This window comes from Microbacterium sp. CH-015, from assembly GCF_049707015.1.
Taxonomy (GTDB): Bacteria; Actinomycetota; Actinomycetes; order Actinomycetales; family Microbacteriaceae; genus Microbacterium; species Microbacterium aurum.
The window spans coordinates 70489-95874 of the sequence record NZ_JBNAFJ010000006.1; the positions used below are offsets into that span (position 1 = coordinate 70489).

Genomic DNA, 25386 nt, shown 5'->3' on the forward strand with positions numbered 1-25386 from the left:
TGGTGGCCCGTGAACGATATGGTGCGCGTCGATGCGTGAGTTCTTCGGTGGCGTCGGGATGCTGGGGCGCGGGTTCGCGTATTGGCGCCGCCGCCCGAGCCTCATGCTGCTCGGTCTGGTCCCGGCCGTCATCGTCGCGCTCGTGCTGCTCGGCGGACTGATCGCCCTCGCGAGCGTTCTCCCTCGCCTCACCGAGGTGCTGACTCCGTTCGCCGACGGCTGGCCCACACTCTGGGCGACCGTCATCCGCATCACCGTCGGCACGGCGACAGTCGGCGCCGCTCTCGTGCTCGTCGCGATCTCGTTCACCGCGCTCACCCTGTTCGTCGGTGAGCCGTTCTACGCGCGGATCTGGCGCGCTGTCGAATCCGATGGTGGAACCGGCGCCATCAACGCGCCCTACGGATTCTGGCGCTCACTGGGCGACGCCGTCTCCCTCATCGCGCGCGGCGCGGTCATCGCCCTGCTCGCGCTCGTCCTGGGCTTCCTTCCCCTCGTCGGGGGCCTCGTCAGCACCGTCGTCGGCGTCACGCTCACCGGCTGGATCGTCGCCGACGAACTCACCTCGCGCGCTTTCACGGCGCGTGGACTCACCGGACCCGAACGCCGCGCACTCCGTCGCGCTCACCGCGCGCGTGTGCTCGGCTTCGGCATCGCCACCCAGCTGTGCTTCCTCGTTCCGCTCGGCGCCGTCGTCGCCATGCCCGCGGCCGTCGCGGGCTCAACCCTCCTCGCCCGCTCCCTCCTCGACGACGCGCCGCAGCCGACGGGCCTGACGACGGCACCACACGCTCAGAACGCGGCGGGGTCGGTGGAATCGTAGGGCGTCGCGAGCAGTCGCGCCCAGGGCCGCGCGGTGCGGGCCTCATCCACGGGCGGGGCGTTGTTCCGGTATCTTCGCCGCGTCGGCGAGATGAACTCGAGCACTCCGGCCCCGAGCTGCACCACCTGCCACGGCGAAGCATGCTTCAGGCGGTGATGCCTCTTGCACAGGATCGCGAGGTTCCCGGCGCACGTCGGCCCGCCCTCGGAGAACGGGATCGTGTGATCGGCCTCGCTCCGGCGCGCGAGCCGCCGGCATCCCGGCCAACGGCACTGCCGATCCCGCGCATCGAGCAGTCGCCGCAGCTTCTTGCTGGGGCGATACGTATCCAGCCGCAGCGGCTCCTCCGTGACCGGATGCACCATCACGCGCTCCCAGCAGGGCGCGGATGCCGCGAGCGTGCGCGCCGTGTCCGCGTCGATCGGTCCGCAGCCGGCGAGGATCGCGGGCTGGTCATCGATTCCGGCGAGCGTGAGGATCGGGATCGTGACCTGCACGGTCGCCCGGATCGCACCGAGCGCCCCCTCCTCGCCGTGCGCGGCGGGGGCTCCGCACAGCAGCATGTCGAGCATGATGTCGGCGCGCCGCTGATCGAGCGTGCGCTCATCTGCCGGCTCGCCATCGCCATCCGCATCCGCGTCGGCATCAGCGCTCACCGCATCCTCGGCGCCGTCCTCGACATCGTCCGCGTCGACGGCGACGGGGCCCTCCCCGTCGAGCGCGCGCGCCATGTCGGTCAGCCGCTCGAACGCCGCCTGGATGAGCGCATCCGGACCGTCGAGCAGCAGGCGGGACAGTCCGTCCTCGAGCCCGTAGGTCTTCACCTGCCGCTGCGCGAGAGCGGCGCGCTGACGCTCTTCGACCATCTCCGGCTGCAGCCGCGCGGCGATGACTCGCGCCGACTCGCGCAGCTCGGGCGCCGTCGCCGTCTCGGCCAGCGGCAGCACCAGCTCTTCGTACTGTCCGCGGTGCGCGTCATCCAGCGGCATGCCGCCGTCGATGATCGCGGACGCATGCCGCTCATCGATCCGCCCTTCCCGCAGCGCCTCCAGCGTCGCCGGATACGTGCGGACGAGCGCGTCACCGTCGCCGAGCCACGAGGCGATCGTGCGCTCGCCGACGCGCAGGGCGCACGCGAGCTCCGCGATGACCTCGCGCAGCGGGATCGAGTCGCCGAACTCCCGGTTGCCCTTCGCCGCCCGGCGCTGCGCGACGCGCAGCGCGACCAGCTGCAACGCCTCGGCGAAGAGCTCCGCGCGCTGGGCCTGCAGACGCGCCATGTCGATGCGGTTCTGCTCAGCGCGGCTCACGAGGGCCGACAGCTCCGCCCAGTGGGGATCGATGCAGTGGGGATCGATGCCGCGCGGATCCATCCCGCCCGACGCGGACGCGTCGCGGAACTCGACGGGTCCCGAGGGGTCGGGCTGCGGTTCCATGGGGTACTCCAGACGTCGTTCGACAACGTCCGGAGGCTTTGGCCGGCTCACCCACAGCAGCCGCATGAATGGCGCAACTGCCACTTTCAGAATAGAAGACAGTGACGAAAAAGGCAAGCCTAGATAAAAAGGTTCTTAAGAAATCTCAGCGATGCGCAGTACGAGCTTTCCGGTGTTCTCACCGCGGAACAGGCGCAGGAAAGTCGCGCCGAAATCGGCGACCGAGCCGTCGACGACCGTCTCTCGCGAGACCAGCGACCCCTCGGCCGCCATCGCCGCCAGAGAGGCGATCGCCGCGGCATCCTTCTCGGGATAGTCGAACACCAGGAATCCCTGCATCCGCGCGCGGTTGACCAGCAGACTCATGTAGCGGCGCGGCCCGGGAGGAGGCGTCGTGGCGTTGTACGACGCGATCGCGCCGCACAGGATCACCCGCGCACCGCGGCGCAGGTTCGCCAGCGCCGCGTCGAGGATCTCGCCTCCGACATTGTCGAAGTAGATGTCGATGCCGTCGGGCGCGACCTCGCGCAACCGCCGGAGCACGTCCTCGCTCTTGTAGTCGATCGCCGCGTCGAATCCGATCTCGCGCAGCCATGCGCACTTCTCCGGGCCACCCGCGATGCCGATCACCGTGGCGCCCGCCGCGTGCGCGATCTGTCCCGCCACGCTTCCCACCGCGCCGGCCGCCGCGGAGATGACGACGGTGTCTCCCGCGGCCAGCTCGCCGACCTCGTGCAGTCCGTGGAACGCGGTCAGTCCGGTCATGCCGAGGGCGCCGAGCCAGGTCGCCGGGCCCGCGATCGACGTGTCGATGACGCGGACGCCGGTGCCGTCGCTGACGGCGCGCTCGGTGACACCGAACGTCCCGGTGACGGCGGCACCCACGGGAAAGTCCGGATGCCGCGACTGAGACACCGTGCCCGTGCCCTGCGCGCGCATCACGGCACCCAGTCGCACGGGAGGCAGATAGGACGGCACATCGTCGAGCCAGCCCCGCATCGCGGGGTCGAGCGAGATGTGGTCGATCTCGACCAGGAACTCACCCTCGCCCGGCTCGGGGAGCTCGTCTGTCGTCACCTCCCACGTGTCGTCGTCGGGAAGTCCTGTCGGACGCTGGACGAGACGCACCTGCCGGGTCGTGACCATGTCGCCAATCTACGGCGGGCGGCAGGGCTCCTCAGCGGACGCGGTGCGGAGTAGGGTCGCCGCCATGCGCAAGGTCACGTACTCGATGAGCATGTCCGTCGATGGCTACATCGCGGGGCCGGATGGCGACTTCGACTGGCCGGGCTTCACCGACGACGTCTTCCGCATCTCGCTCGATGAGATCCGGACGATCGGTGTCCATCTCATGGGCCGGCGTCTCTACGAGACGATGCGTTACTGGGAGACCGAGGACCCCGCCGGCTTCAACGACCTCGAGCGGGAGTGGGCGGCGCTGTGGAATCCGCTGCCGAAGGTCGTGTTCTCGCGCACGCTCACCGCGGTCGAAGGCAACGCGCGCCTGGCGACCGGCACCGTGGCCGACGAGATCGCGCGCTTGCGTGCCGAGCCGGGCGAGGGCGACATCGCCATCGGCGGGGCGACGCTGGCACAGGATGCCGCGGCCGCCGGCCTCATCGACGAGTACCTCATCCGCGTCTTCCCCGTGCTGGTGGGCGGCGGCATCCCCTTCTTCGCCCGCGATGATCAGCGGGTCGACCTCGAGCTCCTAGGCGAGCGCCGGTTCGACGGCGGCGTCGTGTTCCTGCACTACCGCGCGCGGCGCTGAGCCGCACCGGCCCCGCGGAACAGCCAGCTGCCGAAGCTCCACAACCCGCGCAGGATCGCCGTACGCGATGCCGGTCGCGAGGGCGTAGCGTGGCCACGGCAGCAACGAGAAGGAGGGACACCACGATGCGTGGAGTCATCATGCACGCCCCCGGCGACGTCCGCGTCGAAGACCGCGAGCACCCGCAGATCATCGAGCCGACGGATGCCGTCATCCGCCTCGCCGCGACGTGCATCTGCGGGTCGGATCTGTGGCCGTACCGCGGCGCCGACGACGTGCACGACGCCCCGATGGGGCACGAGTACGTCGGAACGGTCACCGAGGTGGGTGCGGCCGTGCAGAACGTCAAGGTCGGCGACTTCGTCGTCGGCTCGTTCTTCACGTCCGACAACACGTGCGAGATCTGCCGCGCCGGCTATCAATCCTTCTGCGTCCATCGCACCCCCGCGGGCCGCGAGGGCACGCAGGCCGAGTACGCGCGGATCCCGAACGCCGACGGCACCCTCGTCGCCACGCCCGGCCAGCCCGACCCCGACCTGATCCCCTCACTGCTCGCCGCCTCCGACGTGCTCGGGACGGGCTGGTTCGCCGCGGTGGCAGCCGAGGCGGGTCCCGGCAAGACCGTTGCCGTCGTGGGTGACGGAGCGGTGGGTCTCCTCGGCATCCTCGCCGCGAAGCAGCTCGGCGCCGAGCGCATCATCGCCATGTCACGGCACGCCGACCGCCAGACCCTGGCCCGTCGCTTCGGCGCCACCGACATCGTGGAGGAGCGCGGCTCGGCGGGCGTCGCCCGGATCCGCGAGCTCACCGACGGCCTCGGCGCGCACTCGACGATCGAAGCCGTCGGCACGCAGGAGTCGATGACGCAGGCGATCCGCTCGACCCGTGCCGGCGGGCATGTCGGCTATGTCGGCGTCTCGCACGACGTGACGCTCGACGGCCAGCGGCTGTTCCACTCCGGCGTGCACCTGCACGGCGGCCCGGCACCGGTGCGCCGGTTCCTACCCGAGCTCATCCAGCTCATCTGGGACCGCGAGATCGACCCCGGCGTCGTCTTCGACCTGACGCTCCCGCTCGAGGAGGCCGCCGATGGCTACAAAGCCATGGACGAGCGTCGCGCGATCAAGGTGCTGCTGACCGTCTGAGCGACACCCCTGTCGCCGGTCAGCACGCGTCAAGCAGAGCGCGCAGCGGCGGCGGCATCCGCGTCAGCTCGACGGCGTCGGCCATGAGGCGGGCGTAGCGCAGCTTGTTGCCGCTGCGCCCCGCGCGGGGCACCGAGCGCACGCACCGGCATCCTCATCGTGGCCGCCGTGATCGCGACCCGTCGCTACAACCGGCGGCTGCGCTGAGACCGCCGCCGAGGGCTTCTACGGTGGAGGGATGACGTCCCTCCCGACGACGCGGGCGCTGGCCCGCCGCACACCGGAAGCCCTTGGCATTCCCACCGCCGCCCTCGCGGCACTCGCCGACCGCCTGCAGGACGAAGGGCTCGACCCGCACGCCCTGCTCATCGCGCGGCACGGCGAGGTCGCCTTCGAGACGGCCTGGGCGCCGTACCGACTCGACCGGCCTGCGCTGGTGTACTCGGCATCCAAGACCTACACGTCGCTCGCGATCGGCTTCCTCGCCGACGAGGGGCGGCTGGGGCTCGACGACTCCGCCGGAGCGCTCCTCGGCGTGCCGAACCCGCACGAGATCACGGTGCGTCACCTCCTGACGATGAACACCGGCCACTCCGCCGAGCAGATCGAGCGGGTCGGCGACGACCCGCGGATGCTGCTGGCGATCGATCCCGCACACGCGCCCGGCAGCCACTTCGCCTACAACTCCCCCGCAACCCACGCCCTGTCGGCGATCGTCACGGCGGTGACCGGTGAGGCGCTGACCGCCTACCTGCGCCCCCGGCTGCTGGATCCGCTCGGGATCGGGGAGCGGTGGATGAGCTCGCGCGGCGGCATCCAGCACGGCGCGAGCGGGTACCACCTCACCGTCGACGACCTCGCGCGCACTGGCGTCATGCTCGGCGCGGGCGGCGTGTTCGCCGGGGCGCAGGTCGCGCCGGCCTGGTACGTCGAGGAGATGAGCCGGGCCTGGTCGGTCACCGCTGCCTTCGACGGGCCGCCGGCGGGACCGAGTGAGGTCAACGATTGGGCGCTCGGCTACGGCTACCAGGTGTGGCGCGGGCGCCACGGCTTCCGGCTGGACGGGGCGGCGGGCCAGTTCGCGCTCGTCCTGCCCGAGCACGATCTCGTCATCGCGTACCAGGGCGCGACGCTCGACACGCAGGCGACGCTGCGCGCGTTCTGGGCGTTCGTCGCGGCCGTCGAGACCGCGGATGCCGTCGGTGAGGCGGCGGGCACGGTCGCCGCCGCCGCGGACGCCGTTCGCCCCCGCGACTCCTGGGACGCCCGCGACCGGCTGACGATCATGGCCGAGGCGCCCTTCGACGCGGCGGGCCCGACCCTGACCGACGCCGCGGCCGGGTGGACGCTGACACTCCCGGGCGTCGGTGCGCTGCCCGTCGGAGCGGGGTGGCACGAGATCGTGTGCGAAAAGCAGGCTGAACCGGCCGCTGGCGCCCCCGAGGGCGCCGCGCAGCGCGATCCAGCCTGCTTTTCGAACGCCGGAGCCGATCGCCTCGCGCTCGCGACCCGCGGCGAGCAGCGGCCCGACGGGTCGGTGCTCGTCCACGTCGTCGACACCACGTCGCCGCACCGCGTCATCGTGCACCGGGATGCCGACGGCCGGATCGCGGCGGGGTGGCACATCCCGCCGCTCGGCGGCGGCTGGGAGGCGCTGCGCGTCCCGGCATCCGTCATCGGCGGCTGACGGCCGCCGCCCGCGCTACTCGCCCGGTGCCTGCGGCGCGGACGGTGCCGGCGCTACTCGCCCGGCGCCTGCGGCGCGGCGTGGCCTTCGGCGAAGCTCAGGTTCTTGCCGAACGCCTTGCCGATGACGAGCGCGATGCCGACGATGACGAGGCCCACCGCGAGACCCGCGATCGCCGACACCAGGGTGTCGCCGAACCACACGACGACCGGCCCCAGCGGCTCTAGCGCGTGCTCGACGGCGTGCAGGAGTTCGATCGGGGCGTGCCAGCCGACCTCGCCGAGGTTGGCGAGCACGAGGTGCCCGCCGACCCATAGCATCGCGACGGTGCCGACGATCGAGATGACGCGGAAGACCGCGGGCATCGACCGCACGATGCGGGTACCCGTGTGACGCACGCGCGCCGAGGAGCTCTTGGCCATCTTCAGGCCGATGTCATCGATCTTCACGAGCAGGGCGACGGCGCCGTAGACCAGCGCCGTCATGGCGAGCGCGATGACCGCGAGCACGGCGAGCCGCAGCCAGAAGTCGAGATCGGGATCGACGTTCGACAGGCCGATCAGCATGATCTCGGTCGACAGGATGAGGTCGGTGCGGATCGCGCCCATCACGAGTCGCTTCTCGTCGCGGCCGCCCTCGTCCTCATGCCCGCCGTGGTGGAACCCGAACCACTCCAGCACCTTCTCGGCACCCTCGAAGCACAGGTAGACACCACCCACGATGAGCAGCCACGGCAGCACCCACGGCGCGAATGCCGTCAGCACCATCGCGATCGGGATGATGATGAGGAACTTGTTCGCAAGCGACCCGAGCGCGATGCGTCCCACGACCGGCAGCTCGCGGGCCGGCGAGAGTCCCTCCACGTACTGTGGCGTGACGGCCGCGTCGTCGATCACGACGCCGGCTGACTTCGCTGACGCCTTGAGCGCGGCGCTGAGGATGTCGTCGACGACGGCGAGCAGACCCACGGACATGCGTCCAACAGTACCGGCCCGGCCTCCGACGCCGCGCCACCGGGGTCTCGACGAGATCGTGCCGGATGCCGCGGACTTGTGCCGCTCCGAATCGATTCGATACACTGGAGTCGCGGCGCTCCGATCCGGGGCGCCCTTCGCTGTTCCCGGGCGTCGTCCCCGGCATCCCCCACTCTCGAAGGCACCTTCATGGCACGTTCGCTCACGACCGGCAGCCCGTGGCGCGTCATCCTCGCGTTCTCGGTGCCGCTCCTCATCGGCAACATCGTGCAGCAGCTGTACCAGGTCGTCGATGCGATCGTCGTCGGGCGTCACCTCGGCGTCGACGCGCTCGCCGCCGTGGGCGCCACCGGCAGCCTGCTGTTCCTGCTGCTCGGCTTCGCCTGGGGTCTCACGAGCGGTTTCGCGATCCCGACGGCGCAGGCCTTCGGCGCGCGCGACTATGCGGCGGTGCGCCGGTCGGTGGCCGCCGGCACGGTCCTCACCGCCATCACGAGCCTCCTGCTCACCGTGTTCGCACCGATGCTGGCCGGCCCGGCGCTCGCACTGCTGCAGACGCCGCACGAGCTCATGGCCGAGGCGACCGTGTTCGCGCAGATCAGCTTCCTCGGCGCGGGCGCGATGATGGCGTTCAACTTCCTCGCCGCGATCATCCGCGCGATCGGCGACTCGCGCACGCCGCTGGTGTTCCTCACGATCGCGTGCGCGCTGAACGTCGGGCTCGTGATCCTCATGGTCGGGCCGCTGGAGTGGGGCGTGGGCGGCGCCGCCATGGCGACCGTCGTCTCGCAGGCGGTGTCGGTGCTCTTGTGCCTGGAGTTCGTGCGCCGCCGGGTGCCGGTGCTGCACGTGCGCCGTTTCGACTGGCGCGTCACGCGGGCCGACCTCGCCCTGCACCTGCGCCTCGGCCTGCCGATGGGATTCCAGGCGTCGATCATCGCGATCGGCACCCTGACGGTGCAGGTCGCCCTCAACACGCTGGGGGCGGATGCCGTCGCCGCCTACACGACCGCCTCGCGCGTGGACGGCCTCGCCGTGGCGCTCCTGCAGTCGCTGGGACTCGCGGCGTCGATGTACGCCGCGCAGAACCTCGGCGCCCGCCGTCCCGACCGCATCCGCCGCGGCGTCGTGCAGGCGATATGGATGGCCGTGGCGGCCGCGGTGGTCCTCGGCATCCTGCTCATCACGTTCGGCACCCCGCTCGTGCGCCTCTTCGTCGGCGACGGGTCGGAGCGCGTGGTGGAGATGGCCACCCTCATGCTGCACATCAACGGGTACACCTACACCGCGCTCGCAGTGCTGTTCATCCTGCGCGGCACGCTGCAGGGGCTCGGCAGCACGATCATCCCCACCGTCACGGGTGTCGTCGAACTCGCGATGCGCGTCGGCGCGGCGGTCGTGCTCGGCCATGCCCTCGGGTTCGTCGGCGTCGTGTGGAGCAATCCGCTCGCGTGGATCGGCGCCGTCGTCATTCTCGTGCCGGCCTACCTGCGCGCCCATCGCGCGCTGGAGCGGATGCCGGTGGATCCCGACGAGCCGACGCTGACGACCCCCATCGCGGTGGTCGGTCCCACGGACGGCTCGATGGTGGTCGATGCCGTCGTGACGCAGCCGATTCCGCTGCCCCAGCATCCCGCGACCGACCTCGTTGCGCCCGGGCGGCGCCGGTGGAAGGGTGTGACCAGGGCGACGCAGAAGCGGCGATGAGGCGGAGGATGCCATGAAGGCTGTGCTGGGCGAGACCACGGTGGCCGAGGCCGACCGCGACGATCTCATCTCCATCGAGGGCAACTGGTACTTCCCGCCGTCGAGCGTGCGGTGGGAGCTGCTGCAGGAGAGCCCGACCCCGTACACGTGCCCGTGGAAGGGCGAGTGCCAGTACTACTCGGTGCGGGACGGCGACGAGGTGCTCGCCGACCGCGCCTGGGCGTACCCGCATCCGTACGAGAGCGGGATCGAGCGCGTCGGGAAGGACTTCTCGGGCTACGTCGCGTTCTGGAAAGAGATCAGCGTCCAGGAGTGACCGCGCCGGCGCCGGGGCGCGCGAGAATCGATGGTGTGACCGGCCTGCGGATTCTCACCGAGATGCCCGACCCGCAGTACCTGATGGTCGGGGACGGCTATCGCATCGCGACGTACTCGTGGGGGGACGACGCCGACCCGACGGTCGTGGTCGTGCACGGATTCGCCTCGAGCACGAAGGACAACTGGGTCGCCACCGGCTGGGTGCGCGACCTGACGGCGGCGGGATTCCGCGTGCTTGCGCTGGATCAGCGGGGACACGGCGCGAGCGACAAGCCCCACGAGGCGGACGCGTTCGACATCCGCCAGCTCGCCGGCGACGTCGAGACGATGCTCGACACCTACCTCGTCGACGAGGCGTTCTACGTCGGGTACTCGCTCGGTGCGCGCGTCGGCTGGGAGGTCGTGCAGGACATCGCGCCGCGGATCCCCCGTGCCGTGCTCGGCGGCGTGCCCGACGGCATCCCGCTCGCGCGACTGGACATCGGCCAGGTGCGCGCGCTGATCGCCGACGGCACCCCGGTGACCGATCCCGTCACCCAGAACTACATCCGCCTCGCCGACCGGGTCTCCGGCAACGACCTGCGGTCGCTGCTCGCGATCGCCGAGGGGATGCGCGCGTCGCGCACCGTGGATCCCGACCCGGCGCACGCGCCGCAGCAGCCGGTGCTGTTCGCGACCGGCTCGCTCGACGCCGTGATCGAGGGGTCGAAGGCGCTCGCCGCCGCCTGCCCGCAGGGGCGATTCCTCGAGATCCCCGCGCGGCACCACTTCAACGCACCGGGCTCGCGCGTGTTCCGCGCCGAGGCGATCGCCTTCCTCCGCGACGGCCTGACTGCCTGAACGCCTGAACCCCCGACGGCCTGACGGCCGCCGTTCTGCGGGTCAGGCCTTCGCGATGGCGTCCTCGAGCGCGACCCAGGCGAGCATGGCGCACTTGACGCGCGCGGAGAACTTCGACACCCCCGACAGGGCGGCGGCATCGCCGTAGACGTCCTCGTCGAGCTCGATCGCGCCGCGAGAGCGGAGCGCCTCGCGGAATCCCTCGATCAGCTGGAGGGCGTCGGCCCGGCTGAGCCCCTCCTCGGCGACGAGGTCGGCGAGCATCGACGCCGAGGCCTGCGAGATCGAGCAGCCGCGGCCCTCCCAGGCCACATCCGCGACGGTCTCGCCGTCGACGCGGGCGCGGAGGGTGATCTCATCACCGCAGACCGGGTTCTTCTGGTACGAGGTGCCGAAGCTGCCGGGCTTGGTCGGCGCGTCGCCCTCGTCGGTGAGACCGAAGTGCTGCGGATGCTTGGAGTGATCGAGGATCAGCTCGCGGTAGAGGGCGTCGAGGTCGCTCATGTCAGTGGTGCCTTCATGCTCCGAAGTAGGGGCGGATGCCGGCGACCGCCTCGACCAGACGGTCGATGTCGTCGGTGGTGTTGTACAGGGCCGCGCTCGCGCGGACGCTCGCCGTCACGCCGTAGCGGGCGTGGAGGGGAGCGGCGCAGTGGTGGCCGACGCGCACCGCGATCCCGAGGGCGTCGAGGTACTGACCCGCGTCGTGCGCGTGGACGCCGTCGACGTCGAACGACCACAGCCCGACGCGCTCGGCACCGACGGCATCGCCGAGCAGGCGGATGCCGGGGATGCCGACGAGGCCGTCGTGCATGCGCGACGCGAGCATGCTCTCGTGGGCATGGATCCGCTCGAGGCCGATGCCGTCCAGGTAGCGGACGGCCGCGGCGAGGCCGATCGCGGGGCCCACTGGCTGGGTTCCCGCCTCGAACCGCTGGGGCGGTGGGAGGTACTCGGCGCGGTCGAGCGTGACGGTCGTGATCATCGATCCGCCGGTGAGGAACGGCGGCAGCGCCTCGAGCACGTCGGAGCGCCCGTAGAGACCGCCGACACCATAGGGGCCGAGCATCTTGTGCCCGCTGAAGACGGCGAGGTCGACGCCGAGCGCCGGCAGGTCGAGCGGCAGGTGCGGCGCGGACTGGCAGGCGTCGAGCACCGTGAGGGCGCCGACGGCGCGGGCGAGCGCAACGAGCTCGGCCACGGGGTTCACGATGCCGAGGACGTTCGAGACGTGCGTCAACGCCACGACGCGGGTGCGCTCGCCGATGAGGGCGGCCGCGGCATCCATGTCGAGCGTGCCGTCGTCCCGCGCCGGAATATGACGCAGGGTCGCGCCCGTGCGGCCGGCGAGCTCCTGCCACGGGATGAGGTTGGCGTGGTGCTCGATCGCCGTCGTGACGATCTCGTCGCCGGGCCGGATGAGGCCCGCATTCCCGAGCGAGTATGCGACGAGGTTGAGCCCCATCGTGGCGCCGCTCGTCCACACCAGCTGCTCCGGCTCGGCGCCCACGAAACCGGCGACCGTCGCTCGCGCGTCTTCGAACAGCTCGGTCGCCTCGGCGGCGAGGGTGTGGGCGCCGCGGTGGACGGCGGCGTTGGCGTGCGTGAGGAAGTCGCGCTCGGCGTCGAGCACGGCGAGCGGCTTCTGGCTGGTCGCGGCCGAGTCGAGGTAGGCGAGGGGGTGCCCGTTCACCTGCTCGGCGAAGATCGGGAAGTCCGCCCGGATCGCCTCGGGGTCGAGCGCCGGCAGCGCCGACGCCGTGGACGCCGCCGCTGCGGCAAGGGTCGGGGACGCGGGCGCTGAAGTCACCCCTCTAGGCTACGCCCCGGGGGTCGGCCGGGCTCCGGAGCCCGGCGTCCGCGCTCGGGGACGAGCGGACGTCGGCGGACACCGGCGGGCGTGGCAGGCTGGCGGCATGGGTTCTGACACCGAGACCGACCTCCGCGACGCCGCGGAAGCCCGTGCCGCGCACCGCCGTCTCGGGACCCAGCTCGACGCCGCGGAGACCGCCGCCGCCGCGCGACGCACCGAGGAGGCGGACCTCGCCGCCCGGCTGCGCGTCGAGGAGGCCGACGTGCGACGTCTGGTGGGCGTCTCGCCGTCGCGGCTGTGGGCGACGCTTCGCGGAGACCTCGACGAGCGGGCCGCGCGGGAGCGGGCGGAGCGGGATGCCGCCGCGCTCGCCGTCGCCGGTGCGACGCACCGTCGCGAGCAGGCGGAGAGCGAGGTCGCGCGACTGCGCGCCGCCCGCGCGGCGCTCGGCGATGTCGAGGCACGCTATGCGGCCGCGCTCGCCGCTCACGAGCGCGCGGTCCGCTCGGCCGGGACCGGCGCCGCGGCCGCCGAACTCGGCCAGATCGCGCAGGGCATCGGAGTCGCGACGGCCGAGCAGCGTGAGATCGACGAGGCTGTCACGGCGCTGCGCGCGGCATCCGCCGCTCTGGAAGAGGCGTTCGGGCACCTCCAGAGCGCGGGCGGCTGGTCGACCTACGACACCTTCTTCGGCGGCGGCATGGTCGCCGACCTGATGAAGCACAGCCGGATCGATGACTCCGCCAAGGCGTTCGGGCGCGTGAACCGGGCGCTCGAGCGGCTGCGGATCGAGCTCGCCGACATCGGCGTGACGGGCGTGCAGGGGGTCGAGATCTCCGAAACGCTCGCCGTCTTCGACGTGCTGTTCGACAACGTGCTCAGCGACTGGATGGTGCGCGATCGCATCGCCCGGGCGCGGGAGGAGGCGCTGGACCTGCGGGTCAGGCTGAGCGAGCTGGATCGCGTACTCGCCGAGCGGCGCCTGGCCGTCGCCGAGCACCTGGCCGCGCTCGCGCGGCGCCGGGAGGAGCTGCTGCTGGCGGGGTGAGCTCAGGGCCCGTCGTCGGTGTGGGCGACGAGTCCGTAGGTCGTGATGCGGCCGGCGCGATCGTCGCCCGGCAGCGGCCGGGACCGGCGGCCGTAGATGAGCTCGGAGGAGTCGAGCAGCCACGGCACGAGGGTGATCTGCACGCCGTGGACGAGCATGAGCTGCTGCGCGATGCGCCGTGCGCGGCGGTTGTGCAGCAGGCTCTCCCACCAGTGGCCGACGATGTACTGCGGCAGGTAGACCGTGACGATCGACGAGCCGTGCTTCTTGCGGTACTCGGTGATGAACTGCGCGAGCGGTGCGGCGTACTGCCGGTACGGCGACTCGATCACGAGCAGCGGCACGGGCATGTGGTGGAACTCCCAGTCGTCCTGCACCTCGCGGGCGTCATCTGCGGTGACGGCGATGTGCACCGCGATCGTCTTGTCGTGCTTTGCGGCGAGGGCGTAGTCGATCGCCTTCGCGACGGGCTTCTGCAGCTTGCCGACGAGGACGATCGCGACGTCCCCGGACGCGCCGAAGTGCACGTCGTCGTCCATCTCGATCTCGTGCTCGACGTCGCGGTAGTACCGGTGCACGCCGATCATGAGGAATGACAGCACGGGGATCGCGAGGAAGACGAGCCAGGCGCCGTGCGTGAACTTCGTGATCGTCACGATCACGAGCACGACGACGGTGAAGGTCGCGCCGAGCGAGTTGATGAACAGGCCCGACCACGCCTCTCGGCGTTCGCCCACCGCCTTGGGTGAGAGCAGTCGCAGCTCGCGCCGCCAGTGCCGCACCATGCCGATCTGGCCCAGGGAGAACGACACGAAGACGCCGATGATGTAGAGCTGGATCAGCACCGTGAGCTTCGCCTGGAAGATCACGAGGACGAGCACGGCGGCAAGACCCAGGATGATCATGCCGTTCGAGTAGACGAGACGGTCGCCGCGCGTGTTGAGCGCCTTCGGGGCGTAGCCGTCGCGGGCGAGGACCGAGCCCAGCAGGGGGAACCCGTTGAACGCCGTGTTCGCCGCGAGGAGCAGCACCGCCGCCGTCGCCGCCTGGATCACGAAGAAGAGGATGCTGCCGTTTCCGAACGTGGCGGCGGCGACCTGGGCCATGAGGCTCGGCTGCACCGCGGCCTTGCAGTCGAAGCCGATCAGGTTGCAGGGATTCTCGGCGTAATGCACACCGGCCACGAGGGCGAGGAGCGTCAGGCCCGCGAACATGATGATCGCGATCGAACCCATGAGCACGAGGGTCGTCTGGGCGTTGCGCACCTTGGGGTGCCGGAACGCCGGCACGCCGTTGGAGACCGCCTCGACGCCGGTCAGCGCCGAGCATCCGCTGGAGAACGCGCGCAGGATGAGGAGGATCACGGCGGCCTGGCTGAGGTCTTCGGCCTGCACGGCGAACTGCGCGCTCTCGGCGATGGGCGCGTCGCCCAGCATCCAGCGCACGAGCCCCGTGGCGATCATGAGGAGCACCGACCCGATGAACAAGTACGTCGGAATGGCGAAGGCGGTCGATGCCTCGCGGACACCACGGAGGTTCACGAGGATGATGAGGATCACGAAGCCGACCGCAAGCTCCACCCGCCACGGGTCGAGGCCGGGCAGCGCCGAGATGATGTTGTCGACGCCGGATGCCACGGACACCGCGACCGTCAGCACGTAGTCCACCAGGAGCGCGGCCGCGACGACGACGCCTGCCTTCTCGCCGAGGTTCGTGCGGGCGACCTCGTAGTCGCCGCCGCCCGAGGGGTACGCCTTGATGAGCTGGCGGTAGCTGAGCACGACGACGATGAGCAGCGCCACGACCGCCGCCGCGACCCACGGGCTGAACGCGAGGAACGCGGTGCCGCCGATGAGGAGGATCATCAGCATCTCCTGCGGCGCGTACGCCACCGACGACAGCGCGTCGGAGGCGAAGATCGGCAGCGCCATCTTCTTCGGGAGCAGTTGCCCCTCGAGCTCTTCGCTCGTCAGCGGCTCGCCGATGAGGATGCGTTTGGCGATCGGCGTCTCTTCCGCCGGGCCCCGACTGTCGTCTGTCACGGCGCGACACTACGCCCGGGCCGTCCGCCGCGCAATGCGACCCGCGGCGCGACATCCTGCGAGCCCGGCGTGCTCTCACGCCAGCGGCTCACCGATGCCCGGGAAGACCCGGCTCACAGGTCGGAGTAGCGGAAGTACAGCACCGCCGTCACGACGGTCCCGTCGGTGTCGGCGAAGACGCTGTACTGCAGCGGTCCTTCCGCGTTCGATCGCGCCTGGTCGAACACGAACCGGATGGCGCCCACCGTGCCGCGGGGGATCTCCTGGTCGGGAGACAGGGCGCGGACCGCATCCACCGTCATGCCGATCTTCAGGCCGTGCTCGGCGACGAGCGAGATGTCGCCGATCTCGTTGCGCGAGAACAGCACGTACGACGGCTGCGCATACTCGGCGCGGGGCGTGCCGCCGGGCGTCTCGACCATGTCGAACAGCATGAAGCCGTCCCACTGGTAGACGGTGTAGTCGGGGTAGTGGCTGCCGTCGCCGGGTTCGACGCGCGTCGTGGGTGCAGCGCCGAACGCGTCGGTGAGGGCGGTCACGGCGGCCGCGGCGTCGCCCGCCCACGTGTAGGTGAAGACCTCCTCGCCCGCCTCGTCCACCAGGGCGAAGCCCGTGCCGCTCAGCTGCAGGGCGACCGGTTCGGTCGCGGGGTCATCGGTGGGCGTCGGCGAGGGCGCGGCGGTTGTCGGCGCGGAGGTCGCGGGCGGCGTCGTCGGGGTCGGGGTCGCCGCGGGAGACCGTGTCAGCGCGATCGCGAGGGTCACCACGACCGCGACGAACAGCACCGCCGCGATGATCCCCAGCACGAGCGGCACGCGCGAGCGCGGCTCACGCTCGGGCCGCGGCTCGCGCTCGGGCTCGGGTTCGGACGGCGACGGCTGCAGCAGGCCGAACGGGTCGTCGCCGCTCACGCGAGGAACTCCCGGGCCGCGACGACCAGGGCATCCACGCCGCGCTCGATCGTGGGGTGCAGGATCGGCGCGAAGAACGGGGAGTGGTTGGTCGGGATGTCCTCGTTGACGGTGCCGCGCGCGGCGGCATCCGCCCACTGCTGCGGGTCGAGCCCGCCCCAGAACCAGAACACGAGCGGAACGCCCGCCTCGCGGGCGAACCACGAGACGTCCTCGCTGCCGGTGAACATGCCGGGGTCGATGACCGTGCCCTCGCCGAACGCGCGGTCGAACGCGGCAGTCAGCCGCGCGGTCGCGTCGGGGTCGTTGATCGTCGGCGGCAGCGAGTGGTCGACGGCGATGACGGGCTCCTGCTCGGCGCCGGATGCCGCGGCCTCCGCCCGCACGATCCGCTCCACGCGTGCCATGACGTCGGCGCGCGCGTCGTCGTCGGGGTAGCGCAGGCTCAGCTCCAGGCGCGCCTCGGCGGGGATGATGTTGTTCTTCAGGCCCGCGTGGATCGATCCGACCGTGACGACGGCCATCTCGCGCGGGTCGACCTCGCGGGAGACGATCGTCTGCAGCCGCATGACGGTCGCCGCGGCCATGACGACGGGGTCGATCGTGGCGTGGGGGCGCGACCCGTGTCCGCCGCGGCCGAGGAGGGTCACCGTCAGGCCGTCCGAGGCGGCCATCTGCGTGCCCGGACGCACCCCGATCGTGCCGGCCGGCAGGGGAGTGAGGTGCTGGCCGAGGACGATGTCGGGCTTCGGGAACTTTTCGAGCACGCCGTCGGCGATCATCGCCTGAGACCCGGCGCCGTACTCCTCGGCGGGCTGGAAGACCGCGACGACGGTGCCGGACCACTCGTCGCGGGTCTGGGCGAGCTTCTCCAGGGCGCCGAGCAGGGCGGTCACGTGCATGTCGTGCCCGCACGCGTGCATCACCGGGACATCGGTGCCAGCAGGGTCGGTGCCGCGGGCGGTCGACGCGTACGCGAGGCCGGTCTGCTCGGCGACGGGCAGGCCGTCCATGTCGGCGCGCAGCCAGACGACGGGGCCTTCGCCCGCGCCGCCGGTGATGCGCGTCGCGACGCCGGTCTTGCCGAGCCCCTCCACGTACTCCAGCCCCAGCGCGGCCAGTTCCCGGGTGATGACGCCCGCCGTGCGGGTCTCCTGGAACGACAGTTCGGGATGCCGGTGCAGGTCGATGTACAGCGCTTCGAGATCGATGGCCATGCCAAGGAGCCTACGCGGGCCCGCAACCCGCCTACGCGGGCGGGCCCGCCGTCGAGCCGCGGACGACGAGCTCGAAGGGGAGGGATGCCGCCGCGAGCCCCGCCTCGGCCGGGGTCGGCGCCTCGAGCGCGGCGAGGATCGCCTCGCCGGCCCGCTCGCCCTGGGCGTGGGGGAACTGGTCGATCGTCGTGAGGTCGAACAGCCCCGCGAGGTCGTGCCCGTCGACGCCGATCACCGACAGGTCCCCGGGCACCGACAGGCCGAGTTCGCGCGCCGCGGTCAGCACGCCGTACGCCATCTCGTCCGAGGCGGCGAAGATCGCCGTCGGCGGCTGCGCCGACCGCAGCAGCGCGTGCGCGGCGCGCCGCCCGCCGTCGATCGTGAAGTCGGCCTCGGCGAAGCGGGGTGTGCGGATGCCGGCATCCGCCATCGCCGCCTCGTAACCGCGCCGGCGGCGCGAGGGGATGTCGAACTCCGGGTCGGCGGGCGATGTCGCCGGAAGGCTCTCGCTGATGTGCGCGATGTCGCGGTGGCCCCGCTGCAGGAGGTGCTCGGTCGCGGTCCGGCCGACCGCCGTGTCGTCCACGCGCAGTGACGGGAAGTCTCCGCGCGGGACGCCCAGCCCCACGACGGGCAGGCCGAGCCCCGCGACGTGGGCGACCTCGTCGTCGGTCAGCAGGCCCGACAGCACGATGAGCCCGTCGACCCGGCGACGACGCAGCGACGTCTCGAACAGTCCGCGCCGCTGCGCGGGGTCGTCCGTCAGCGCGTACAGCGTGAGGTCGTACCCGCGCCGGGCGAGCTGCGCGGCGATGCCGTCGAGCACCGTCGCGAAGAACCAGCGGTCCAGGAGCGGCACGACGACCCCGACGTTCTGTGCCCGCCCGGAGGCGAGCGTCGCCGCCGCGGCGGTGACGACGTAGCCGAGCCGCTCCGCGGTCTGCCGCACGCGCTCACGCGTCGCCTCCGAGACGCGCCCCCGGCCGCTCAGGGCGCGCGAGACGGTCGTCGTCGACACACCGGCGGCACGTGCCACCTCGTCGATCCCGATCATCTCGCGCTCGCCCTCGGTCGGTGGCGGCTCAGTCCGCGGCGATCCAGACCGCCACGTCGACGGGCAGATCCGTGCCGTCGAACGGAGCACTGGCCACCAGCACCGTACCGGCAGGAAGCGGCGCCGGCGTGCTGCCGGCGTTCGCGAGCACCGTCACCGAGCCGGCCGCGCCGGTCGAGACGCGGAACGCCAGGACGTCCTCGCCGTAGCCGTCCAGCCACTCCAGCTCACCGGCGCCGAGGTTCTCGGCCCGGCGGGTGGCCAGCAGCGTCCGGTACAGCCACAGCGTCGACTCCGGGTCGTCCTCCTGCACGTCCCGTGCGAGCTGTGCCCACTCCGCCGGCTGCGGCAGCCACGCCTCGCCGGTCGGGCTGAACCCGTACCCCGGCGCGTCGGCCGACCACGGGATCGGGACCCGGCATCCGTCGCGGCCGTAGCGCTCGCCGTCGGTGCGGAACCACGTCGGGTCCTGGCGCGACTCGGGCGGCAGGGCAATGACCTCGGGAAGGCCCAGCTCTTCGCCCTGGTAGAGGTAGGCGGAGCCGGGGAGGGCGAGCATGACGGTCGTCGCCGCGCGGGCCCGGCGCAGGCCCACCTCCGGGATCGGCTGGCCGGGGCTGTCGGGACCGATGCCGTGACCCTGCGGGTTCTCCGCGGTCAGGGCGAGCCGCGACGCGTGGCGCACGACGTCGTGGTTGGAGAGCACCCACGTCGCCGGGGCGCCGACGGCGGGGAACGCGCGCAGCGACTCGGCGATGACCTCGCGGATCGCGGGGGCCTCCCACTCCGTCATGAGGTACGGGAAGTTGAACGCCTGGTGCATCTCTTCGGGGCGCACCCATTCCGCGGTGCGGTCCACCGTCGGCAGCCACGCCTCGGCGCACAGCGCGCGGTCGCCGTCGTACTCCGCGAGGACGCGATGCCAGTCCCGGTAGATCTCGTGGACACCCTCCTGGCCCCAGTACGGCACGTTCTCCTCGCCGCCGCCCATGCTGTCGGCATCCACCGCCGGAAGATGGTCGGGCAGGCCGTCGGTCTTCACCAGGCCGTGGGCGACGTCGACGCGGAACCCGTCGACGCCCCGATCGAGCCAGAAGCGCAGGATGCGGCGGAACTCCTCCTGCACGGCGGGGTTCGACCAGTCGAAGTCGGGCTGCGTCGTGTCGAAGAGGTGCAGGTACCACTGGCCGGGCGTGCCGTCGGGGTTCGTCGTGCGGGTCCACGCCGGGCCGCCGAAGACCGACTCCCAGTTGTTGGGCGGCAGGTCGCCGTTCTCGCCCTTGCCGTCGCGGAACATGTACAGCGCGCGCTCGGGGCTGCCCGGCGCCGCCGCGAGCGCCCGCTGGAACCACGGGTGCTGGTCGGAGCTGTGGTTGGGAACGAGGTCGACGATGACCCGGATGCCGCGGGCGTGCGCCGCGGCGAGCATGTCGTCGAAGTCGGCGAGAGTGCCGAACAGCGGGTCGACGTCGCAGTAGTCGGCGACGTCGTAGCCGGCGTCGTGCTGCGGTGAGCGGTAGAAGGGGCTCAGCCACACGGCATCCACACCGAGGGAACGGAGGTCGTCGAGGTGGGCGGTGACGCCCGGCAGGTCGCCGATGCCGTCGCCGGAGGCGTCGGCGAACGATCGCGGGTAGATCTGGTAGATCACCGCGGTGCGCCACCATTCGGCGCCGGGGCGGGTCTCGCCGATCTCGGGCAGGGGGGAAGTCAGCTGCGACGTCATGCGCACCAGCGTAGCGCAAGCGCTTGCGCACAGGAGGGGCTGGCGGGTCGCGCGTGGCTAACTCCCTCGATTCCGCGCGTGAGCCGCGATACTCCGGGGTTTTCGCGCAGTGCGCGCCCGGATCGAAGGAGTTAGCCACGGCACGCGTCGGCGCCCGGCGCGCGCGTACGCTGGACCGGTGACTTCCGAGGCCCTCGCCCGCGCCGAATCGCTCATCGCCACGATCCCCGACTTCCCGTCCCCCGGGGTGCTGTTCCGCGACATCTCGCCGCTGCTGGCCGACGCCGCGGCGCTGCGCACCGTCGTCGACGCCGTCATCGCGCCGTTCGCGGGTGGGTTCGACGTCGTGGCCGGCGTGGAGGCGCGCGGGTTCATGCTCGCCGGCGCCGTCGCGATCGCCGCGGGCGTCGGGATGGCGCCGATCCGCAAGGCGGGCAAGCTGCCGCGACCCGCGGCATCCGTCTCCTATGCGCTGGAGTACGGGACGGCGCAGATCGAGATGAGCAACGACCTCCCGCGCGGCACGCGGGTGCTGCTCGTCGACGACATCCTCGCCACCGGCGGCACGCTGCGCGCCGGGCAGCAGCTGCTCGCTGAGCTGGGTCTGGAGTTGGCGGGCACCGCCGTGCTGATGGAGCTCGCCTCGCTCGGCGGTCAGGAGGTCGCCGGCCCCGTGCACGCCGTCTTCCGGGTGTAGCCGGTTCGGCGGGGCGTGGCGCGGGATGCCGGGAGCGACGCGGCGTCGATGGGATACTCGGAGCGCCGCGCCGCGCCGAACGCACCCGACAGAAGGGCTCCCGTGGGAACCGTCACCTCCGAACCGATCGTGCACCTCACCTCGAACACGCTCGCCCGCATCCATGTGGCCGGTGAGGTCGACGAGGTCTTCGCGTCGACGGAGGAGGGCCTGCGCGGCCGCATCGTCGAGTCGATCCGCCAGCTCGCGGCCTCGGCGGGCGAGCCCGTCACGGCGATCGTCGTCGACGGCGACGTGCGCTGGCCGCTGATCGTCCACCCCGACGGCGCCTTCATCGAGGCCACCGCCCTCGCCGAGCACGCCGACGGCGAGCCGGCGCCCGCGCCCCACCCGGTGCGCACCGGCGAGGTGCCCGTCCTCCCGGAGGCCGCGGCTGCGGCGGTCGCGGGCGCGGTCGCCGAGGTGCCCGCCTCGGTCGAAGAACCCGCCCCCGTCGAGGAGCCCGCCCGCGTCGAGGTGCCTGCCTCGGTCGAGGCACCCGTTACCGCCTCCGTCGCGGAGCCCGTTCCCGCCCCCGTGGCTGCGCAGCCGGAGCCTGCCGCCGCCCCCGCAGGGCACCTCCGCAGCGACCTGTCCCGGAGCGATCTCGCCCGTCGCGAGAGCGCGCACCGCGACCCCGCACAGCGGGCGACGCCGACCGTCGAGGATCTGCTGAACTCCCGCGCCGATCGCACCAAGCCCCGCGCGACCGAGGGCTGGCAGGGCGCCGTGCGCCGTGCGACCGGTGGGGCGATCTCGCCGCGCCCCGGCAAGGCCGAGCAGTCCCGCCTCGATCGCGAGCGCACGGTGCAGCGGCGGCTCGACGCATCCCGCACGATCGTCGTGCTCAACCCGAAGGGCGGCGCGCACAAGACGACGTCGACGCTGCTCCTCGCCGCGACCTTCGGCACGCAGCGCGGCGGCGCGACGCTCGCGTGGGACAACAACGAGACCCGCGGAACGCTCGGCTGGCGCGCGCAGAACGCGCCGCACCACCGCACCGCGGTCGACCTGCTCGAGCACCTCGACCAGTTCACCGAGCCGAGCCAGGCGAGCCTCGCCGCGCTCGACACGTACGTGCGCACGCAGGTCGACGCCCGCTTCGATGTGCTCGCGTCGGATGAGGATGCCGCGGCATCCTCCACGATCGACGCGGCCGCGTTCGACCGCCTCCACGGTGTGCTGTCGCGCTACTACCGCCTCCTGATCGTCGACACGGGCAACAACATGCGCGCGTCGAACTGGGTCGCCGCCGTCGCGGCCGCCGATCAGCTCGTGATCGTCTCGACGGTGCGCGAGGACACCGCCGCGAGCGCCGCGTGGCTGCTCGACGGGCTGCGCGAGAAGGGCTTCGACGCGAAGATCGACGACGCGGTCACGATCCTCGCGGCGCCGTCGGCGCGGCCCGACCGCAAGCTCGCGGAGCGGCTCGAGCACCACTTCTCGCAGGTGACGGGCGACGTCGTGCACGTGCCGTTCGACCCGGCGCTGGTCGATGGCGGCCCGATCGACTTCGACGCGCTGTCGCCCGAGTCGCGCGACGCCTGGCTCACGGCCGCCGCGGCGATCGCCCAGCGGCTCTGACCCGCGACCCCCGTTCATCCGTCCCTCGGGGTCGCTTCCGCGCACGCGTAGCGGTACGACGGGCCGGATGAACGGATGCGGGCCGAGCACCGCCCGCGCCCCGCGGCTCAGACCGCGCGCAATCCGCCGCCGAGGTCGACGGGGGTGCCGTCGATGTTGCCCACGATCCCGCGGATGATGCCAACACCGTCGGCGCCGCGCAGGCTCTCGTACCAGGCCTCGGTGACGTCCACGTCGAACGCGTGCGTCTCGTAGCCGCGCTTGCGCGCCCGCAGCACGAGGTCGCCCGCGCGCTCCGCGCGCATCTGCTCGTACCGCTTCAGGGTGTCTTCGACGCTCACGGTGTTCGTCGCGAACGCGATCCCGAGCGCGAAGGCATCCTCGAGCGCCGAGCACGCGCCCTGCCCGATGTCGGGCGCCGTGTTGTGCGCCGCATCGCCGAGGATCGCGACGCGCCCCTTCGCCCACGTCGAGAACGGCGTGATGTCCCAGATCTCGACGCGATTGAGGGATGCCGCGGGGTCGATCGCGTCGAGCAGCGCCACGACCCCCGGCGCCCACCCGTCGAACGCCGCCCGCAGCGGTGCGACGCCGTCGGCGCGATCGTACTCGAGTCCCGCCGGCTGCGGCACGTCGAACCAGAAGTAGAACCGGTCGCCCGCGACGGGCATGACCGCCGCGCGCTTGCCGTCGGCGACGTAGGTCGTCCACGCGGTGGCGCGGCCGACTGCGGCATCCGTCGGAATCAGCCCGTTGAAGTTGGTGTACCCGGAGTACTCGCGCACGATCTCGGGTGCGCCCTCGGGCTGCACGTAGTCGCGCGTGATCGAGCGAGCGCCGTCGGCGCCGATCAGCAGGTCGCCCGTGTCGGTCGTGCCGTCGGCGAACGTCACCGTGACCTGCGTGCCGTCGTCGGCGATCGCCACGACCTGGCGCCCGAGGTGGATGCGATCCATGCCGACGCGCTCCATCAGCAGCGCCTGCAGGTCGGCGCGCGCGACAGGGTACGGCTTCTGCCCCGACATCGCCGTGACCGGCGCCAGGGAGAAGTCGCACATCGTCTCGCCGGTGTGCCCGTCGAGGTAGACCATGTCGGCCATGTCGCCGCCGAGGGCCGCGACTTCCGCGCCGACGCCCAACCAGTTGAGCACCTTGACGCCGTTGGACCACAGCGACAGCGCCGCGCCGACCGGCTTGTTCTCACGCATCCGGTCGTAGATGACGACCTCGTGTCCGAGTCGTGCGAGCGCGATCCCCGCGCTCGTCCCGCCGATGCCCGCGCCCACGATGATGACCTTCACATCCGCAGGCTACGGAGGCTGTGTCACCGTCAGGTTTCGTCGCGCTACCGGGGCGTTACGCCGTCACGACCCGCGATACGTCGAGTACGCGAACGGGCTCAGCAGCAACGGCACGTGGTAGTGCGGACGGTCTGCGACGGTGAACGCGACCGTCACCGACGGGTAGAAGGTCTCGACTCCCTGCGCCGCGAAGTACGGCCCGGTGTCGAACCTCAGCGAGTAGTCGCCCGGCTCCAGCACGTCCGGACCGAGCGCGAGCCGCCCGTCGGCGTCGGTCTGTCCCGACGCGACGGCGACGCCGTCGGGTCCCGCCAGGGTCACCGCGACGCCCGTCGCCGGCACACCCGCGGTCGCGTCGAGGATGTGGGTCGTCAGGTGGCTCATGTCAGTCCTCCAGGCTTGAGCGCAGGCGCAGCAGCGCGATCTGGCGCAGCTGATCGCGCGCCTCGGCGGCCTCCGCGGCGTCGTCGTTGCCCAGGCGGCGGCGCACTTCGGCGAGCATCTCTTCGGCACTGCGGCCCGCGGCGCGGATGAGGAACACGCGCCCGAACCGGGTCTCGTAGTCGGCGTTGGCCTGCGCCATGGCATCCGTCGTCGACGCGGATGCCGTCGCCATCGCCGCCTGCTCGCGGGTGCTCGCGACGGCTTCCGCCCCCGACCCCGCGGGCTTCTGCCCGATGCGCGGGTGGTGGGCGAGCGCGGCATCCAGGTCGGCGTCGGTCCAGCCGCGGGCGAGCGCGTCGGCGCGCGCGGCGACCTCGCCGACCGAGGCGTACGGCCGCGCCGCGACGACCGCGTCGACCCACGCGGGGACCGCCGCCCACACCGCGACCGTCGCCGCCGCTGTCTCGCGGTCAGCGGTGTTGAACTCCGAGAGCTGCATGCACCGACCGTATCGCCGCGGCGTTTCGGCCCCGTAACGTGCGCTCAGCGGCCCGGGTGGACGATCAGCCACTGCGCGACGATATCTTCGGTGCCGGTGTTGTGCAGCAGGTGCGGCACGGAGCACGGGAGAGGGCACGGGCGAGATGCGCCGGAACGTCACGCCCCCCTCGAGCGGGATCTGCACGGCATGCCCCGCACGCTGCAGCGCGAACCCGTGGTGTTCGTCATCGTCGGCGGAACGATCGTCACCGATTCCCAACACGTCGGCGAGCGGCACATCCAGTGCTTCGGTGATCGCGATCAGACGCGCGATGCTCGGCTGCAGCACGCCGCGCTCGATCTGCGGCAGCGGGCATCCCGACGGTCCT

24 protein-coding genes are annotated in these 25386 nt (G+C 72.0%); 10 read left to right on the forward strand and 14 right to left on the reverse strand.

Going from position 1 to position 25386, the window contains the following annotated elements:
* Window positions 1-31: 31 nt before the first annotated feature.
* Window positions 32-823 (forward strand): EI24 domain-containing protein, encoded by a 792-nt coding sequence (locus ACPYN4_RS10395; protein WP_239279413.1) that lies wholly within the window; start codon window positions 32-34, stop codon window positions 821-823.
* Here the strand turns inward: ACPYN4_RS10395 and ACPYN4_RS10400 are convergent.
* Both ACPYN4_RS10400 and ACPYN4_RS10405 read right to left on the reverse strand, forming a co-directional pair.
* On the reverse strand, window positions 793-2259 hold the full coding sequence (locus ACPYN4_RS10400; protein WP_424446301.1) for a DUF222 domain-containing protein: 1467 nt from the start codon (window positions 2257-2259) through the stop codon (window positions 793-795). The two genes, ACPYN4_RS10395 and ACPYN4_RS10400, sit on opposite strands and share 31 nt — an antisense overlap.
* 135 nt (window positions 2260-2394) lie before the next feature.
* Window positions 2395-3405 (reverse strand): NADP-dependent oxidoreductase, encoded by a 1011-nt coding sequence (locus tag ACPYN4_RS10405; protein WP_424446302.1) that lies wholly within the window; start codon window positions 3403-3405, stop codon window positions 2395-2397.
* 64 nt (window positions 3406-3469) lie between these two features.
* Here ACPYN4_RS10405 and ACPYN4_RS10410 point away from each other — a divergent pair, with 64 nt between their 5' ends.
* Window positions 3470-4030, forward strand: coding sequence for a dihydrofolate reductase family protein (locus ACPYN4_RS10410; RefSeq protein ID WP_281652970.1), 561 nt, complete (start codon window positions 3470-3472; stop codon window positions 4028-4030).
* Between the two features lie 125 nt (window positions 4031-4155).
* The gene (locus ACPYN4_RS10415) at window positions 4156-5175 is read left to right on the forward strand and encodes a zinc-dependent alcohol dehydrogenase family protein (RefSeq protein ID WP_424446303.1); all 1020 of its coding nucleotides are present in this window, start codon (window positions 4156-4158) and stop codon (window positions 5173-5175) included.
* A gap of 19 nt (window positions 5176-5194) precedes the next feature.
* Here the strand turns inward: ACPYN4_RS10415 and ACPYN4_RS10420 are convergent, their stop codons facing one another.
* Window positions 5195-5317: a hypothetical protein gene (locus ACPYN4_RS10420; RefSeq protein WP_275444946.1), complete on the reverse strand. Its 123-nt coding sequence runs from the start codon at window positions 5315-5317 to the stop codon at window positions 5195-5197.
* Between the two features lie 96 nt (window positions 5318-5413).
* Here ACPYN4_RS10420 and ACPYN4_RS10425 point away from each other — a divergent pair, with 96 nt between their 5' ends.
* On the forward strand, window positions 5414-6862 hold the full coding sequence (locus ACPYN4_RS10425; RefSeq protein WP_424446304.1) for a serine hydrolase domain-containing protein: 1449 nt from the start codon (window positions 5414-5416) through the stop codon (window positions 6860-6862).
* Between the two features lie 53 nt (window positions 6863-6915).
* Here the strand turns inward: ACPYN4_RS10425 and ACPYN4_RS10430 are convergent, their stop codons facing one another.
* Complete coding sequence (locus ACPYN4_RS10430) at window positions 6916-7836, reverse strand: DUF808 domain-containing protein (protein WP_424446305.1); 921 nt, start codon at window positions 7834-7836, stop codon at window positions 6916-6918.
* A gap of 189 nt (window positions 7837-8025) precedes the next feature.
* On the opposite strand from ACPYN4_RS10430, the gene ACPYN4_RS10435 reads away from it, so the two are divergent.
* The 3 genes from ACPYN4_RS10435 (at window position 8026) to ACPYN4_RS10445 (ending at window position 10701) form a co-directional block, all read left to right on the forward strand.
* Complete coding sequence (locus tag ACPYN4_RS10435; protein ID WP_424446306.1) at window positions 8026-9543, forward strand: MATE family efflux transporter; 1518 nt, start codon at window positions 8026-8028, stop codon at window positions 9541-9543.
* Window positions 9544-9556: 13 nt separating this feature from the next.
* Window positions 9557-9859 (forward strand): DUF427 domain-containing protein, encoded by a 303-nt coding sequence (locus ACPYN4_RS10440; protein WP_315551558.1) that lies wholly within the window; start codon window positions 9557-9559, stop codon window positions 9857-9859.
* 62 nt (window positions 9860-9921) lie between these two features.
* Entirely contained in the window at window positions 9922-10701 is a 780-nt protein-coding gene (locus ACPYN4_RS10445) for an alpha/beta fold hydrolase (protein WP_424446370.1), read from the forward strand.
* A gap of 42 nt (window positions 10702-10743) precedes the next feature.
* Here ACPYN4_RS10445 and sufU read toward each other — a convergent pair whose 3' ends face one another.
* Both sufU and ACPYN4_RS10455 read right to left on the reverse strand, forming a co-directional pair.
* A complete protein-coding gene (sufU, locus tag ACPYN4_RS10450; protein ID WP_076688328.1) occupies window positions 10744-11205 on the reverse strand; it encodes a Fe-S cluster assembly sulfur transfer protein SufU in 462 nt (153 codons plus the stop codon).
* A 13-nt stretch (window positions 11206-11218) separates the two neighbouring features.
* Window positions 11219-12511: an aminotransferase class V-fold PLP-dependent enzyme gene (locus ACPYN4_RS10455; protein WP_424446307.1), complete on the reverse strand. Its 1293-nt coding sequence runs from the start codon at window positions 12509-12511 to the stop codon at window positions 11219-11221.
* Window positions 12512-12617: 106 nt separating this feature from the next.
* Between ACPYN4_RS10455 and ACPYN4_RS10460 the strand changes: the two genes are divergently transcribed.
* Entirely contained in the window at window positions 12618-13562 is a 945-nt protein-coding gene (locus ACPYN4_RS10460; protein ID WP_424446308.1) for a hypothetical protein, read from the forward strand.
* A gap of 2 nt (window positions 13563-13564) precedes the next feature.
* On the opposite strand, the gene ACPYN4_RS10465 is transcribed toward ACPYN4_RS10460, so the two are convergent.
* The 5 genes from ACPYN4_RS10465 to ACPYN4_RS10485 form a co-directional block, all read right to left on the reverse strand.
* On the reverse strand, window positions 13565-15493 hold the full coding sequence (locus ACPYN4_RS10465; protein WP_424446371.1) for an APC family permease: 1929 nt from the start codon (window positions 15491-15493) through the stop codon (window positions 13565-13567).
* Window positions 15494-15717: 224 nt separating this feature from the next.
* A complete protein-coding gene (locus ACPYN4_RS10470; RefSeq protein WP_281652523.1) occupies window positions 15718-16515 on the reverse strand; it encodes a hypothetical protein in 798 nt (265 codons plus the stop codon).
* A complete protein-coding gene (locus ACPYN4_RS10475) occupies window positions 16512-17732 on the reverse strand; it encodes an amidohydrolase (RefSeq protein WP_076688339.1) in 1221 nt (406 codons plus the stop codon). Before ACPYN4_RS10475 ends, ACPYN4_RS10470 begins: the two co-directional genes overlap by 4 nt.
* A 31-nt stretch (window positions 17733-17763) precedes the next feature.
* Complete coding sequence (locus tag ACPYN4_RS10480) at window positions 17764-18786, reverse strand: LacI family DNA-binding transcriptional regulator (protein ID WP_424446309.1); 1023 nt, start codon at window positions 18784-18786, stop codon at window positions 17764-17766.
* A 28-nt stretch (window positions 18787-18814) separates the two neighbouring features.
* A complete protein-coding gene (locus ACPYN4_RS10485) occupies window positions 18815-20512 on the reverse strand; it encodes a glycoside hydrolase family 13 protein (RefSeq protein WP_424446310.1) in 1698 nt (565 codons plus the stop codon).
* A 178-nt stretch (window positions 20513-20690) separates the two neighbouring features.
* Here ACPYN4_RS10485 and ACPYN4_RS10490 point away from each other — a divergent pair, with 178 nt between their 5' ends.
* Both ACPYN4_RS10490 and ACPYN4_RS10495 read left to right on the forward strand, forming a co-directional pair.
* Complete coding sequence (locus ACPYN4_RS10490) at window positions 20691-21209, forward strand: adenine phosphoribosyltransferase (RefSeq protein WP_239279428.1); 519 nt, start codon at window positions 20691-20693, stop codon at window positions 21207-21209.
* A 102-nt stretch (window positions 21210-21311) separates the two neighbouring features.
* A complete protein-coding gene (locus ACPYN4_RS10495; protein WP_424446311.1) occupies window positions 21312-22832 on the forward strand; it encodes a MinD/ParA family ATP-binding protein in 1521 nt (506 codons plus the stop codon).
* Window positions 22833-22939: 107 nt separating this feature from the next.
* On the opposite strand, the gene hpxO is transcribed toward ACPYN4_RS10495, so the two are convergent.
* The 3 genes from hpxO to uraD all read right to left on the reverse strand — a co-directional run bounded on the left by hpxO (window position 22940) and on the right by uraD (window position 25016).
* Window positions 22940-24133 (reverse strand): FAD-dependent urate hydroxylase HpxO, encoded by a 1194-nt coding sequence (gene hpxO / locus ACPYN4_RS10500; protein ID WP_424446312.1) that lies wholly within the window; start codon window positions 24131-24133, stop codon window positions 22940-22942.
* 63 nt (window positions 24134-24196) lie between these two features.
* A complete protein-coding gene (uraH, locus tag ACPYN4_RS10505) occupies window positions 24197-24517 on the reverse strand; it encodes a hydroxyisourate hydrolase (protein ID WP_239279431.1) in 321 nt (106 codons plus the stop codon).
* Between the two features lies 1 nt (window position 24518).
* Window positions 24519-25016 (reverse strand): 2-oxo-4-hydroxy-4-carboxy-5-ureidoimidazoline decarboxylase, encoded by a 498-nt coding sequence (gene uraD / locus ACPYN4_RS10510; protein WP_424446313.1) that lies wholly within the window; start codon window positions 25014-25016, stop codon window positions 24519-24521.
* Window positions 25017-25386 lie beyond the last annotated feature (370 nt).